The organism is Microbacterium sp. 01T413_2 (genome assembly GCF_056398985.1).
The window spans coordinates 60,061-73,668 of sequence record NZ_JBFTQL010000019.1; the positions used below are offsets into that span (position 1 = coordinate 60,061).

A 13,608-nucleotide genomic window follows, 5' to 3' on the forward strand; every position below is an offset into this window, starting at 1 on the left:
TCGATGGGCAGAACTGCCCCGCTCTCGGTGAACTCCGGCACCGCGCACGTCGCGATGACGCGTCGGCTACAGCGCGTGGATCCGCCAGCTCGCGGCATGCGCCGCACCGGGTTCCAGCACCACGAGGCCGGCACCGGAGTTGAACGCATCGGGCGCGCAGGTCATCGGCTCGACCGCGAGTCCGCGCCGGTGCGTGGCGTGATCGTCCGGGGTGTCCGCGGTGTGGATCTGCACCCACGGGCAGGCCGCATCCCAGGTGAGGGCGACGCCGCGCTCACCGGCGCGCAGCTCGACCGTCGTGGATCCGCCCGTCTGCGACAGCGCCGTGAACGCGTGATCGATGAACGTGGCCCCGATCCGGCGCGGTGTGCGGAAGTCCCAGTCCGGGTACGCCTCGACCGATTCCAGGGCGACCGGACTGAGCCGATCCGGTGTGACGGTGAGCACCGCCGCGGCGGGCAGCAGCAGGGTCCAGCCGTCGACGGGCGGCACAGCGGATCCCGTTCCTCCCGCGGCATCCGCGATCGGGGCCGGCTCCGCCACCAGATACGGGTGCGGACCGGTCCCCCACGGCGCCGCGTCGACGCCGAGGTTGCGCCCGGTCACGGTCTGCGTGAGCCCGTCGGCGCCGAGGCGGTACTCCACCTCGACCTCGACGCGGAACGGATAGCCCGTCTGGGGTTCGATGGTCGTGGCCAGCACGACGCGATCCTGATCCACGGTCCGATCGGCGAACTCGCTCCACGCAACCAGCCCGTGCAGCGCCTGGCCGCGCTCCGGCTCGGTGAGCGGCAGCCGGTGCTCGACCCCTCCGAAGGAGTACCGTCCGTCGACGATGCGGTTCGGCCATGGCGCCAGCGTCGCGCCGCGGTACCCTGGCCGCACCTCGTCGGCGTCGAACGGCACGACGAGATCACGCCCCTCGAACCGCAGCGCGCGCAGGGTCGCCCCGACGGACGCGATGTCGGCCTCGTAGCCGTGCGCCGCGATGCGCAGCTGCCGGCCGGAGCGAGGCTCCGCCACGGTCACAGCCCCTGGGCGAGGCGGTAGTACGCCTGGTTCCAGCGCACCTGTTTCTGGAACTCGCCCAGAGTGGTGCTCTCGTCGATCACGAGAAGCTCGACCTCCGCCATCTCGGCGAAGTCGCGGAACGCCTCGATGCCCACGGCCGTGGACATCACGGTGTGGTGCGCGGCACCAGCGGTCAGCCACGCAGCCGCCGAGGTCGTGAAGTCGGGCTGCGGCTTCCACACGGCGCGGCCGACGGGCAGCTTCGGCAGCGCGGCGCGCGGCGCGACGTTCTCGACGACGTTGGCGGTGAGGCGGAACCGGTCGCGCATGTCGCTGAGCGCGACGACGACCGCGGATCCGGGATCCGCGGTGAAGACCAGACGCACCGGGTCGTCCTTGCCGCCGATGCCGAGCGGATGGATCTCGAGCGTGGGCTTCCGCGTGGTGAGCGAGGGCGAGACCTCCAGCATGTGCGCACCGAGGATGAGCTCGTCGCCGGGGGTCAGATCGTAGGTGTAGTCCTCCATGAGGCTTGCCCCGCCGGGCAGGCCGGCGCCCATGACGTTCGCGATGCGGACGAGCACGGCGGTCTTCCAGTCGCCCTCCGCGCCGAAGCCGTACCCCTCGGCCATGAGCCGCTGCACGGCGAGCCCCGGGAGCTGCTTCAATGCGCCGAGGTCCTCGAACGAGGTGGTGAAGGCGCTGAATCCGCCCTCCTCCAGGAACGCGCGCAGACCAAGCTCGATCGCCGCGCCGTCGCGGAGCGACTGGTGCCGCTCCCCTCCCCGCCTCAGCTCGGGGACGACCTCGTACAGCTCCTCGTACTCGGCGACGAGCGCGTCGATGTCGGTCTCGGCCGCCGCGGCGACGGCTTCGGTGAGCTCGTTCACGCCCCAGGTGTTCACCTGCACGCCGAAGCGCAGCTCGGCCTCGGTCTTGTCCCCCTCCGTCACCGCGACGAAGCGCATGTTGTCGCCGAAGCGGGCGAGCTTGAGGTCGCGGCTCGCGGCGAGACCGGCCGCGGCGCGCTGCCAGGTGCCCAGCTCGCGCTGCACGCGCGGATCGGACGCGTGCCCGACGATCGTCTTGCGCGGCACACCGAGCCGGGTCTGGATGTATCCGAACTCGCGATCGCCGTGCGCGGCCTGATTCAGGTTCATGAAGTCGAAGTCGATGTCGGCCCAGGGCAGCTCGACATTGGCCTGCGTGTGCAGGTGCGCGAGCGGCTTCTGCAGCGCGTCGAGGCCCGCGATCCACATCTTCGCGGGGCTGAAGGTGTGCATCCAGGCGATCAGGCCGATGACCTTCTCATCGGCATTGGCCTCGAGCGCGGTGCGCTTGATGGCGGCCGCGTCGGTGAGCACCGGCTTCCACACCATCCGCACCGGCACGTCRCCGGCCTCGTCGAGGATCCGCGCGATCTGCTGCGACTGATCGGCGACCTGCGCGAGAGTCTCGGGGCCGTACAGATGCTGGCTGCCGGTGAGGAACCAGACCTCGTAGCCGTCGAGTGAGGTGGTGAGTTTCGGCATCATTGGCCTTTCTGTGTGCCGGTCGTTGAGCGAGGAGCGAAGCGACGAGACGAAACGCGGTTTCCGCGGGAGGCTGCGTTTCGTCTCGCTCCGCTCGCTCAACGACCGGATGGAAGGGAGTTCACGGCGGCGGCCTCGATGGCGAGGCCGGCGCGGTAGCGGTCGAGGTAGGCGGCGAATCCGGCGACGTCGTCAGGATCCGGATCCGCCACGGCGATGTCCGCCGAGGCGAACACCTGCCGGTCGAGGTAGTCGCCCAGGCTCCGTTCGCCCGCGTGCGCGAGGTACGACGCGAGGACCGCGATCCCCCACGCTCCGCCTTCGGACGCCGCCTCGCCCACCGCGACGGGCGCGCCCAGGGCACCGGCGAGGAAGCGCTGCGCCACGCCGGYGGTGCGGAACATTCCGCCATGGGCATACATCCGATCGAGCTGCACGCCCTCCGCGGCGAGGGTCTGCATGCCCAACGCGAGCGTGCCGAACACGCCGTAGAGCTGGGCGCGCATGAAATTCGCCAGGGTGAAGGCGCTGTCGGGGGTGCGCACGAGAAGCGGTCGTCCCTCAGTGAGTCCGGCGATCGGCTCCCCCGCGAGGTGGTTGTAGGCGAGCAGTCCGCCCGCGTCGGCCTCACCCGCGAGTGCCTCGCGGAACAGCGCCTCGAAGGCGGTGTCGTCGCTCACGGGCGCGCCGGCCGCGATGGCGAAGCGAGTGAACAGCCCCGCCCAGGCGGCGAGCTCGCTCGCGCCGTTGTTGCAGTGCACCATGGCGACGGCGTCGCCGGCCGGGGTCGTGACGAGGTCGATCTCGTGGTGCAGACCTTCGAGCGGTCGTTCGAGGACGACCATCGCGAAGATGCTCGTTCCCGCGCTGACGTTGCCGGAGCGCGGGGTGACCGCGTTCGTGGCGACCATGCCGGTGCCGGCGTCGCCCTCAGGCGGGCAGAGCGGGACGCCGGCCGCGAGGGATCCGGACGGATCCAACAGCAGCGCGCCCTCGGCGGTGAGCGCGCCGGCGTCGGCGCCGGCGGGCAGCACCGCGGGGAGCAGTGCGGTCAGGGGTGCGGGAAGCCGGCCCGCGGCGAGCGCGTCGTAGGACGCGACCATGGCCGCGTCGTAGTCGCCGGTCGCGGAGTCGATCGGGAACATGCCCGAGGCGTCGCCGACGCCCAGCGCCCGGCGGCCGGTCAGGCGCTCGTGCACGTACCCGGCGAGGGTGTTCACGCTCGCGATCCGAGGCACGTGCTCCTCGCCGTCGAGGACGGCCTGGTGCAGGTGCGCGATCGACCAGCGCAGCGGGATGTTCACGCCCAACAGCTCCGTGAGCTCCGCCGCCGCGACCGCGGTGCTGGTGTTGCGCCAGGTGCGGAACGGCACGAGCAGCTCGCCCTCGGCGTCGAAGGCCAGGTAGCCGTGCATCATGGCGGAGATGCCGATGGCTCCGACCGTCGTCGGCCGCACGCCGTAGCGGTCGTGCACGTCGGCGACGAGCGTCGCGTAGGCCTCCTGGAGGCCCGCCCAGACCTCGTCGAGGCCGTAGGTCCACAGCCCGTCCTCGAGGCGGTTCTCCCAGGATGAGGATCCGCTCGCGAGCACGACCGCCGGATCGGATCCGATCAGGCACGCCTTGATGCGCGTGGATCCCAGTTCGATACCGAGGCTCGTGCGGCCGGCGAGGATGTCGTCGCGCGCGCTCATCGGCGAGCGTCCGTGTTCTGCCCGTAGACGTTCTGGTACCGGTTGTAGAGGCTGTCGATCGCCTCCTGCGGGATCGGGATGAGCGGCCCCGCCTCGCGGGCGAGGTGCACCGTGCGCGCCACGTCCTCGACCATGACGGCGGCCTTGACCGCGTCCTTCGCGTCCACGCCGATCGTGAACGGTCCGTGGTTCTGCATGAGCACCGCACGGCTGCGGTGCCCACGCAGAGTCTGAACGATCCCGCGGCCGATCGAGTCGTCGCCGATGATCGCGAACGGGCCCACCGGGATCGGCCCGCCGAACTCGTCGGCCATCGCCGTGATCACGCAGGGGATCTCCTCACCGCGCGCCGCCCAGGCCACGGCGTAGTCGGAGTGGGTGTGCACGACGCCGCCGATCTCGGGCATGTTCCGGTAGACGTACGCGTGCGCGGCGGTGTCGCTCGACGGGCTGCGGTCGCTGCCCGGGCTGCCCGGAATCGCCGTGCCGTCGAGGTCGCAGAGGATCATGTTCTCCGGAGCGAGGTCGTCGTAGCCGACGCCGGAGGGCTTGATCACGAACAGGTCGCCGCTGCCGTCTTCGGAGAGCCGCACTCGGCCGGAGATGTTGCCGCCGGTCCAGACCACGAGGCCGTAGCGCACGAGCTCGGCGTGCAGCCGGGCCACATCGGCGCGGACGGCGTCGATCGCCTGCTCGACGTCGGGGGCGAAGGTGGCCATTCGGATCCTCTCGGGTGGCGCCCGGAGTTCCTGGGCTACTGTGACCGGTCACGGCAAGTCTGACATCCCTGCGCTCGGTCCGTCAAGGGCCGCGGGGACCGGGCTCGTTGCACGCTCTCGGAACGACGCGATCCCCTGGCGGTCGCACTCCTGCCGTTCAGGTCGCACTCCTGCTGCTCAGGTCGCACTCCTGCAGTTCAGGTCGCACTTTCGGCTCTATCGAGGCCCTCCAAGCCGCAGAAACTGCGACCTGAACGATGGAAGTGCGACCTGAGTGGGGAACGTGAGCCGGCGCAGACGCCGAAGCGGACGCCGGGAGCCGGCGTCCGTTCGAACCCGGGCGCACACGCCGACACCGCGGCCGGGGACGCATACGCCGAAGCCGTCGCCGGGCTCGGAGTCAGAAGCCGAGCGCGCGCCGTATGCGGCCGAGCAGCTCAGGCGGATCCGCAATGAGCTCCGCCGTGACCTCGATCACCGTCCACCCGGCCGCGCGAAGTCGTGCCAGCCGCTCCACGTCCGCGCCCCAGCTGTTCGCGTGCACCCTCCCCAGGTATTCGATCGCCACCTTCCGCTCCGGGTAGACCATGTCGACGCAGCCCAAGAACGTCGAGCCGTCGAACAGATCGACGTTCAGCAGCGGCTCGGGCAGCCCTGCGGCGACGATCAGGCAGCGAAGCTCGGACTCCCGCGGCGACCAGGAGTCCTCTCGGATCCACTCGATCGCCTCGCGCAGCATCGGAGCCCCGAGGCGTCGTCCCGCACCGATGTCGGCGCGGAGCTGAGCGACGGTCGCCAGAGGCGGCTTCCCCGCATGCGGACGCCCCACACCGGGCCGCCACATCCGGCAGAAGCAGTCGCCGAGAGCCACCAGCGCGAACAACGGCAGGTGCCCCATCTGCGTCCAGGTCGAAGCAGGCGAGGCGACAGGAACGCCGAGATCGGTGCGCACCCGGACGAATCTCGGATCCCCGCGATGGCGCTCGACGCCCACCGCCCGCACGAGCGGCCCCTCGCCGAGGGTGCTCACGTGCACGCCGACGACGCGATCCTCACGGACGATCGGCAGCGGGCCGCCCCACAGCGCCGCAGCCGTCTCGTGGCTGAAGTACTGACCAGGCCGCAGCCGCGGTGCGAACGCCAGCGCCTGCTCGACGCGGATCCGTCGTTGTGCGGCGAAAGGATCCTCGTCATGGTCCGGCACGTCGGCGGAGCGGCGAGTGCGCAGGCCGGAGTAAGGTCGGAGCCGCGCAGCCGTCCGGCCCGCACTCCGAGGGCCCGGGCCTCGCCGACAGCGAACGAGGAGCCGAGTGCATCAGGGAGCGGTTGGGAGCGAGACACTCCCCCACCGTGTCAGGATCGTCGCCCGGCGTCGAAGGTTATCCACAGGCTCTGTTGGGCGCGGCGACCGCCGTGCTGACTATCGGATGCTTCAGGTCGCACTCCTGCTGGTCAGGTCGCACTTTCGGCTCTATCCGGATCCCCGAGGCCGCAGAAATTGCGACCTGGATATCCGGCGGACAAAAACCGCGACCTGAGCGAACGGGGCCGTCCGCAGATCGAGGGCACTCAGGCCGACGGCGGAACCACCGGCTCAAGGGCGCTCAGGCCGACGGCGGAACCACCGAATCGCGGGCGACCAGGACGGGGGCGATCGGATCCGTCGAGCCGGATACCACGGCCGCCGACGCACCCGACGCCCCCGCGCTGCCGGCACCGGGAGCACCGGATCCGCTTTGCGCGATCACCTGCGCGACCGCACGCCGCGCGAGCTCCTCGAAGTCCTGTCGCACGGTCGTGAGCGGCGGCCAGGCGTACGCCGCTTCGGGCACGTCGTCGAACCCGACGATGCTGAGCTGCGCCGGAACGTCCACTCCCGCCGCGCGCAGGCCGCCGATCAGGCCGAGCGCCATCTGGTCGTTCGCGGCGAAGACCGCGGTCGCGCCGGAGGCGATCACGGCCGCCGCGGCCTCATGGCCCGAGCGCGGGCTCCAGTCACCCGCGAAGACCGCGCCGGCGGGCAGACCGCGCGCCGCGAGCTCCTCGGCGAAGCCGGCGGCCCGCGCCTCGGCCTCGAGCCAGTCCGCCGGGCCGGCGAGGTGTGCGATCCGCTCGTGTCCGGCGTCGGCGAGGGTCGCCACGGCGAGGCGCGCGCCCGCCCGCTGATCGACCGAGAAGTCGGCCCGCTCGGCGGCGTGCAGGATCACGACGGGGGTCCCGATGCGCAGCGCGTCGAGCACGTCGAGCGTGCGCGCATGCGGCGCGAACACGATCATCCCGTCCACCGACTGCGCGCGCAGGTGCTCGATCGCGTCGCGGACGGAGGCCTCGTCGCCGGAATCGGCGAACGCCGCGGTGATCCAGTACCCGGCCTCGCGCGCTGAAGCCTCGATCGCCGCCATGCTCCGCGAGGGGCCGTATTGCAGGGCATCCGAGGCGAGGACGCCGATCGTGCGCGTGCGGTGCGTGCCGAGCGCCCGCGCGGCGTTGTTCATGCGGTAGCCGAGCTCCTCCATCGCCGCCACGACGCGGGCGTGCGTGTCGGGTGCGACGTCCGGATGATCGTTGAGCACGCGCGACACGGTCTGTCGCGAGACGCCCGCGAGCGCAGCGACCTCTCGCACTCCGGCGGCGCGCTGCGGCTTCGACTCACTCACGCCTGCGAGTGTACGGGCCCGGCGCCGACCGCCGACGACGAGGCCGGCACGCGGCGTCACGGATCCAACGTGAGGAGGAACCCTTCCCAGCGAACGCTTCAGGTCGCGATCCTCGCGTTCAGGTCGCAGTTTCTGCTCCATCGAGGGGCTCCACGCAGCAGAAAGTGCGACCTGAACCCTGGGCCCCTCCCTGGCGCCCGACGCCCGGCGCACGCACCCGGTCCGCGGGCACGGTCCGAGCACGCGAACGCCCGAGCCGACGCCGGAGCGCCGGCGCCCGAACGCCTGGCGCCCGCCACAGCCAGACTCGTCCCGGCACTACAGCCCGAGCCGCTCCAGGTACGCGTTGCGGAACCGTCCGCCCGGATCCATCCGCGCCGCGAGCGCCGCGAAGTCCGCCCAGCGGGCGTAGCGGCGGCGGATCTCGGCCGGTTCGAGCGTGGCGAGCTTGCCCCAGTGCGGACGGGCGGTGTCGGGCAGCGCCGCCTCGATCACCGGCAGCAGCGCCTCGACCGCGGGCTGGTCCCGGCGCCAGGTGAAGTGCAGCCCCACCGCGGCCTCGCCGTACGACGAACTCAGCCACAGGTCGTCGGCGGCGACCGTGCGGATCTCGTTCACGAGCAGCAGCGGTGCGATCCGGTCGGCCATGGCGCGGATCGCCTCGATCGCACGCACCGCATCGCGCCGCGGCACCAGGTACTCGCTCTGCAGCTCCTCGCCCGCCGAGGGTGTGAACGCCAGCCGGAAATGAGGCAGTCGTTCGTGCCAGGGTCCGGGCTCGCCGAGCTGCGGAGTGCAGGCCTCGGCCGCGACGCCGAGGATCGGGTGCCGCTGCACAACCGCCGGAGTGGTTCCGAGCTGAGCGAGCAGTTCTTCGTCGAGAGCGACGCCGCCGACCCGGTTCTTCACCCAGAGCTGGTCGGCACGGTCGCGGTCGGTCCAGCGGCTGAACAGGCTGACGCTCGTGCCCAGCGCGGTGACCCGGTCGAAGTCGGCCAGCACGGCGTCCCACGCCGGCCCCTCGTGCACGGTCTGCGCCACGTCGTACGCCGGCTCCACCTCCAGTTCGAGCTCGACGATCAGGCCGAGCGCGCCGAGCGACACGACCGCTCCATCGAAGTCCGCGTCCCCCCGGCGCAGAGTGCGCTCACCGTCCGGGCCTGCGAACGTGAGCGAGCGCACAGCCGTGGCGAGGGATCCGGTCGCATCGCCCGACCCGTGCGTCCCGGTGGAGACGGCGCCGGCGACGGAGATGTGCGGCAACGAAGCGAGGTTCGCTAGCGCCAGCCCGCGGCGTTGCAGTTCGGCGCCGAGTTCGCCATAGCGGATACCGCCCGGCACACGCACGGCATCGGGCGCCGTCTGCTGCACCTCGGCGGGCATCGCGGAGAGGTCGATGAGCGTGCCCGCGGTGTCGGCGATCGCGTTGAAGCTGTGCCGGGATCCGAGCGGGCGCAGCGAGCCCGCGGTCGCGAGCGCATCGTGCAGTTCGTCGCGGTTGCGCGGGCGGGCGATCCCCGCCGCGCCGTAGTGCAGGTTGCCGGCCCAGTTCGTCCCGATGCTCATCGCCACATCATAGAACCCGCTTACATCGATAGAACCGTGGCGGATCCGGAAGCCGCATGCACGGGCATAGGCTGAGCGCATGGCAGGGGGCACGCGCGCGACGATGCGGGACGTCGCATCACTGGCCGGCGTCTCGGCGAAGACGGTATCGAACGTGGTCACCGGCACGGTCTTCGTGCGCGAGGACACGCGCGAGCGCGTCGAAGACGCGATGCGCAAGCTCGACTTCGTGCCCAACCTGAGCGCCCGGAGCCTGCGCAACGGCCGCTCCGGGGTCATCGCGCTCGCCCTCCCCTACCTCGCGACGTCGTTCTCCGCCGAACTGCTCGACCACATCGTCCAGGCCGCCCGGCTGAAGGGCTTCGCTGTGCAAGTCGAGCAGACCGGATCCGAACCGCGCCGCGAACGCGAACTTCTCTCGCGCGCCCGTGCGCACCTCGTCGACGGGCTGATCCTGAACCCCATCCGGCTCGAGGACAGTGCCCTCACCGACGAGGACCGGCAGCTGCCGGTGGTGCTCATCGGCGAGGTCGAGCACCAGCTCGTCGACCACGTGGGGATCGACAGCGTCACCGGGGCTGCCGAGCTGACGCGGCACGTGATCGCCCGTGGCGCGCGCCGGATCGTCGTCGTCGGCGGCGACGACCAGCACGCGATCGCGACCGCCACCAGCCGGCTCCGCCTGCAGGGGGTGCGCCAGGCGCTCGCGGAGGCCGGGCTCCCCGCGGACCCGCGCCTGACGGCGAACCATTCGGACTGGACGATGAGCGGGGGCGCGTCCGCGATGACCGAGCTGCTCGATCGCGGCGTGCCGTTCGACGCCGTCCTGGCTTTCACCGACTCGCTCGCCGCCGGCGCCCTGCATGTCTTGCACAGCCGCGGGATCCGCGTCCCGGAGGACGTGCTCGTCACGGGTTTCGACGACGTGGAGCTCGCCCGCTTCACCGATCCCGCCCTGTCCACGGTGCAGATCGACCGGGCCGCCTTCGCCGCGGCCGCGGTCGACCTGCTCGCCGAGCGGATCGCGGATCCGACCGGAACCCCGCGCACGATCACTGTGCCGCACCGGCTCATCGTGCGCGAGAGCACCGGCGCCGCTCCGGCCGGCTGGACCGCAGGGCGCTGACCGCGCTCCCGGGCGGGACTGGGCGACAACTCCGTGACCGGTCTCAGAAGCCTCTTGCGCACTCCATTTCATCGATGTAATGATGTCGGGATCCCCCGATCGTCCACGAAGGAGTGACGATGACACCACCTCTCGATCTGAACCGGCGGCAATTCCTCGGCGCCGCGGGCGTCACCGCGGGCGCCGCCCTGCTCGCCGGATGCGCCCCGTCCTCGGCATCCGCGTCCGACACGCGCACACTGCAGTTCTGGCACCTGCTGTCGGGCGGCGACGGCGTCACGATGTCGGGCCTGCTCGACGGCGTGAACAAGGCGCAGTCGGCCTACCGCATCCGCCCCACCGTGCTGGCCTGGGGCACCCCTTACTACACGAAGCTCGCCATGGCCGCGGCCGGCGGCCGGGCCCCCGACGTTGCGATCATGCACGCCACCCGCGTGCTCGGCTGGGCGCCCGGCGGCCTGCTCGACGCCTGGGACACCGGGCGTCTCGCGGACCTCGGCGTGGACGCCTCCACCTTCTCGGATCCGATCTGGAAGAAGGGCGACGTCGACGGCAGGCGCCTCAGCATCGCGCTCGACGCGCACCCCTTCGTGCTCATGTACAACACCGACGTCTGCGGCAAGGCGGGTGTGCTCGAGGCGGACGGGCGCCTGAAGGAGGCGACCAGCCCCGAGGAGTTCCTCGCGATGGTCGACGCGATCGCCGGCGTCACCGGCGGGCACGGCCTCTCCTACGGCTATCTCGGCGACGGCTCCCAGATGTGGCGGCTGTTCTACACGCTGTACACCCAGCACGGCATCGAGATGGACATGCCGCAGGGCGGCTCCGCCGTGATCGACAGGGACGCCGCCGTCGCGTCGCTCGAGTTCATGCAGAAGCTGCTCGACGGCAAGAGGGCCGCGAAGCAGGCCGACTACGGCACAGCGGTCGCGGAGTTCGCGACGGGCAAGAGCGGAATGTTCCTCAGCGGCGTGTGGGAGCTGCGCACGATGCAGGCCGCGAAGATCCCCTTCGACGTCGCGATGATCCCGCCGCTCTTCGGCACCCGCGCGGTCTACGCCGACTCGCACTCCTTCGTTCTGCCGCACCAGTCGCACCCCGATGCGGCGGGCCGCGATCTCGTGTACCGCTTCGTGGCCGACATGCTGAAGGGCTCCTTCGGMTGGGCCGAGGCCGGGCACGTCCCCGCGTACCTGCCGGTCACCGAGTCCGCGAAGTACGCGAAGCTGCTTCCGCAGGCGCACTACGCGGAGGCCGCGAAGTACGTGCGCTACGACCCGCCCGCGTGGTTCACCGGATCCGGATCCAACTTCCAGGGCCAGTTCGGCGCCGCCGCGCAGCCCGCCCTCCTCGGCGGAGGCAGCCCCGCCGATGCCATCACCCGTTTCGAGGCCGCCGTGAAGCGCTTCCTCGCCCAACCCAATCCCGCCGATCCGGAAGGAGCACGGAGATGACCACGACGGCCCCCACCACCACGACCATCGTCACCGGCCGCGCGGCGACCCGAACCACCCGGCGCCACGCGGGCGGATCCCACCGCGGCGAGCAGCTGATCGGCTGGGTCTTCCTCGCGCCGTTCCTGGTGGCTTTCGCGCTGTTCCTCGCCTGGCCGATCCTGCAGGGGCTCTATCTGAGCTTCACCGACCAGTCCCTCACCGGATCCGGGGGCGGCTTCGTCGGGCTCGCGAACTACGTCGAGGCGCTCAGCGACCCGGTGATGTGGGGAGCATTCGGCAACACGGCGTGGTTCACCCTGCTGTCCACGATCCCGCTCGTCGTCATCGCCCTGCTCATGGCGGTGCTCGTCGACCGGGGCCTGCCCGGCCAGTGGCTGTGGCGGCTGTCGTTCTTCATGCCGTACCTGCTGGCGTCCACGGTCATCTCGCAGATCTGGATCTGGATCTTCAACCCGCAGATCGGTGYGGCGAACAACGTCCTGAAGGCCTTCGGTCTCGAGCCGATCGCCTGGCTGCAGGATCCGAAGATCAACATGCTCGCGATCGTCATCGCGACCGTATGGTGGACAGTCGGCTTCAACTTCCTGCTCTACCTGGCCGCCCTGCAGAACATCCCGCAGCAGCAGTACGAGGCGGCGTCGCTGGACGGCGCCGGCGGCTGGCGGCAGTTCACCTCGATCACGCTCCCCCAGCTGGGACCGGCGACCACGCTCATCGGCCTGCTGCAGATCCTCGCATCGCTCAAGCTGTTCGATCAGGCGTACCAGATGCTCGGCGGCCTCTCCAGCGACACCACCCGATCGATCGTGCAGTACATCTACGAGACCGGCTTCGTCGGATACCGGTTCGGCTACTCTGCCGCCATCTCGTACGTGTTCTTCGCGATCATCATCATCCTCGGCGTCGTGCAGGCGCTGATCACCCGTCGGCGGAAGGACGCCCGATGACCACCGCGACCCGCACTCTCGTCGCTCCGGGCGCTGCGCGCGCTCGCACCCGCCGGCCGATCGGCCGCCGGTTCACCGTTCTCACCGTGCTCGCCTTCGCGGTGCTGCTGATCCTCGCGATCGGGTGGCTGCTGCCGTTCCTGTGGGCGGTCGCGACCGCGTTCAAGACCGAGACCGATGCCGCCTCCGGCGACCCCGGCTGGATCGGCGCGAGCGGTCCGAGCGCCCAGGCGTTCGGCTCGATCCTCTCGCAGGGCAACGTCTACCTCTGGGCGTGGAACAGCCTGTGGACCGCGACCGCGGTCACCGTGCTCACCGTCACGATCTCGGCCCTCGCCGCCTACGCGTTCTCCCGGCTCGACTTCCGCGGCCGCAAGTGGCTGTTCGTCGTCATCGTCGCGGCGATCGTCGTGCCGCCGCAGGTGCTGATCATCCCGCTGTTCTACGAGATGCTCGCCTTCAACCTGGTCGACACGCACTGGGGCCTGATCCTGCCGCAGGTCGTGGCGCCGGCGATGGTCTTCATCCTGAAGCGCTTCTTCGACGCGATCCCGATCGAGCTCGAGGATGCGGCGCGCGTCGACGGCGCGTCGAGGTTCCGGGTGTTCTGGTCGATCGTGCTGCCGCTGTCGCGGCCGATCCTCGCCTCCGTCGCGATCTTCGTGTTCATCGGCGCCTGGAACAACTTCCTGTGGCCSTTCCTCGTSATCAACGACACCRGSCTGATGACCCTKCCGGTCGGCCTRCAGACCGTYATCAGCGCCTAYGGRGTGCAGTACGCGCAGGTCATGGCCCAGGCCGTGCTCGCCGCCCTCCCCCTCATCGTCGTCTTCCTCATCTTCCAGAAGCAGATCGTCAAGGGAGTCGCCACCAGCGGCTTCGGCGGTCAATGACCCGAA

At 70.8% G+C, this 13,608-nt stretch carries 11 protein-coding genes; 4 read left to right on the forward strand and 7 right to left on the reverse strand.

Annotation, left to right across the window (positions count from 1 at the left end; translation table 11 throughout):
• Positions 1-66: 66 nt before the first annotated feature.
• From AC1DMN_RS11350 to AC1DMN_RS11380, 7 genes are all read right to left on the reverse strand, one after another.
• Complete coding sequence (locus tag AC1DMN_RS11350) at positions 67-1,023, reverse strand: aldose 1-epimerase family protein (RefSeq protein WP_441976890.1); 957 nt, start codon at positions 1,021-1,023, stop codon at positions 67-69.
• Between the two features lie 2 nt (positions 1,024-1,025).
• On the reverse strand, positions 1,026-2,543 hold the full coding sequence (gene araA, locus AC1DMN_RS11355) for an L-arabinose isomerase (RefSeq protein WP_477230301.1): 1,518 nt from the start codon (positions 2,541-2,543) through the stop codon (positions 1,026-1,028).
• Positions 2,544-2,641: 98 nt separating this feature from the next.
• Complete coding sequence (locus AC1DMN_RS11360; protein WP_477384234.1) at positions 2,642-4,237, reverse strand: xylulokinase; 1,596 nt, start codon at positions 4,235-4,237, stop codon at positions 2,642-2,644.
• Complete coding sequence (locus AC1DMN_RS11365) at positions 4,234-4,956, reverse strand: L-ribulose-5-phosphate 4-epimerase (RefSeq protein WP_477230299.1); 723 nt, start codon at positions 4,954-4,956, stop codon at positions 4,234-4,236. The genes AC1DMN_RS11360 and AC1DMN_RS11365 overlap by 4 nt, the downstream gene beginning before the upstream one ends.
• Positions 4,957-5,356: 400 nt before the next feature.
• The gene (locus AC1DMN_RS11370) at positions 5,357-6,160 is read right to left on the reverse strand and encodes a hypothetical protein (protein ID WP_477230298.1); all 804 of its coding nucleotides are present in this window, start codon (positions 6,158-6,160) and stop codon (positions 5,357-5,359) included.
• Between the two features lie 400 nt (positions 6,161-6,560).
• Positions 6,561-7,613 carry a LacI family DNA-binding transcriptional regulator gene (locus tag AC1DMN_RS11375; protein WP_477230297.1) on the reverse strand — a complete coding sequence of 351 codons (1,053 nt, stop codon included), beginning with the start codon at positions 7,611-7,613 and terminating at the stop codon, positions 6,561-6,563.
• A 318-nt stretch (positions 7,614-7,931) separates the two neighbouring features.
• On the reverse strand, positions 7,932-9,179 hold the full coding sequence (locus tag AC1DMN_RS11380; RefSeq protein ID WP_477230296.1) for an FAD-binding protein: 1,248 nt from the start codon (positions 9,177-9,179) through the stop codon (positions 7,932-7,934).
• 79 nt (positions 9,180-9,258) lie between these two features.
• Here AC1DMN_RS11380 and AC1DMN_RS11385 point away from each other — a divergent pair, with 79 nt between their 5' ends.
• The 4 genes from AC1DMN_RS11385 (at position 9,259) to AC1DMN_RS11400 (ending at position 13,602) form a co-directional block, all read left to right on the forward strand.
• The gene (locus AC1DMN_RS11385) at positions 9,259-10,305 is read left to right on the forward strand and encodes a LacI family DNA-binding transcriptional regulator (protein WP_441976897.1); all 1,047 of its coding nucleotides are present in this window, start codon (positions 9,259-9,261) and stop codon (positions 10,303-10,305) included.
• Between the two features lie 119 nt (positions 10,306-10,424).
• The gene (locus AC1DMN_RS11390) at positions 10,425-11,759 is read left to right on the forward strand and encodes an extracellular solute-binding protein (RefSeq protein WP_477230295.1); all 1,335 of its coding nucleotides are present in this window, start codon (positions 10,425-10,427) and stop codon (positions 11,757-11,759) included.
• Positions 11,756-12,709 carry a carbohydrate ABC transporter permease gene (locus AC1DMN_RS11395; RefSeq protein ID WP_477384236.1) on the forward strand — a complete coding sequence of 318 codons (954 nt, stop codon included), beginning with the start codon at positions 11,756-11,758 and terminating at the stop codon, positions 12,707-12,709. Before AC1DMN_RS11390 ends, AC1DMN_RS11395 begins: the two co-directional genes overlap by 4 nt.
• Entirely contained in the window at positions 12,706-13,602 is an 897-nt protein-coding gene (locus AC1DMN_RS11400; RefSeq protein ID WP_477384238.1) for a carbohydrate ABC transporter permease, read from the forward strand. Before AC1DMN_RS11395 ends, AC1DMN_RS11400 begins: the two co-directional genes overlap by 4 nt.
• Positions 13,603-13,608: the final 6 nt, after the last annotated feature.

Coding starts and splice junctions, on each gene's coding strand:
- AC1DMN_RS11365 (WP_477230299.1), bottom strand. CDS start 4,956: ATGGCCACCTTCGCCCCCGACGTCGAGCAGGCGATCGACGCCGTCCGC.
- AC1DMN_RS11380 (WP_477230296.1), bottom strand. CDS start 9,179: ATGAGCATCGGGACGAACTGGGCCGGCAACCTGCACTACGGCGCGGCG.
- AC1DMN_RS11385 (WP_441976897.1), top strand. CDS start 9,259: ATGGCAGGGGGCACGCGCGCGACGATGCGGGACGTCGCATCACTGGCC.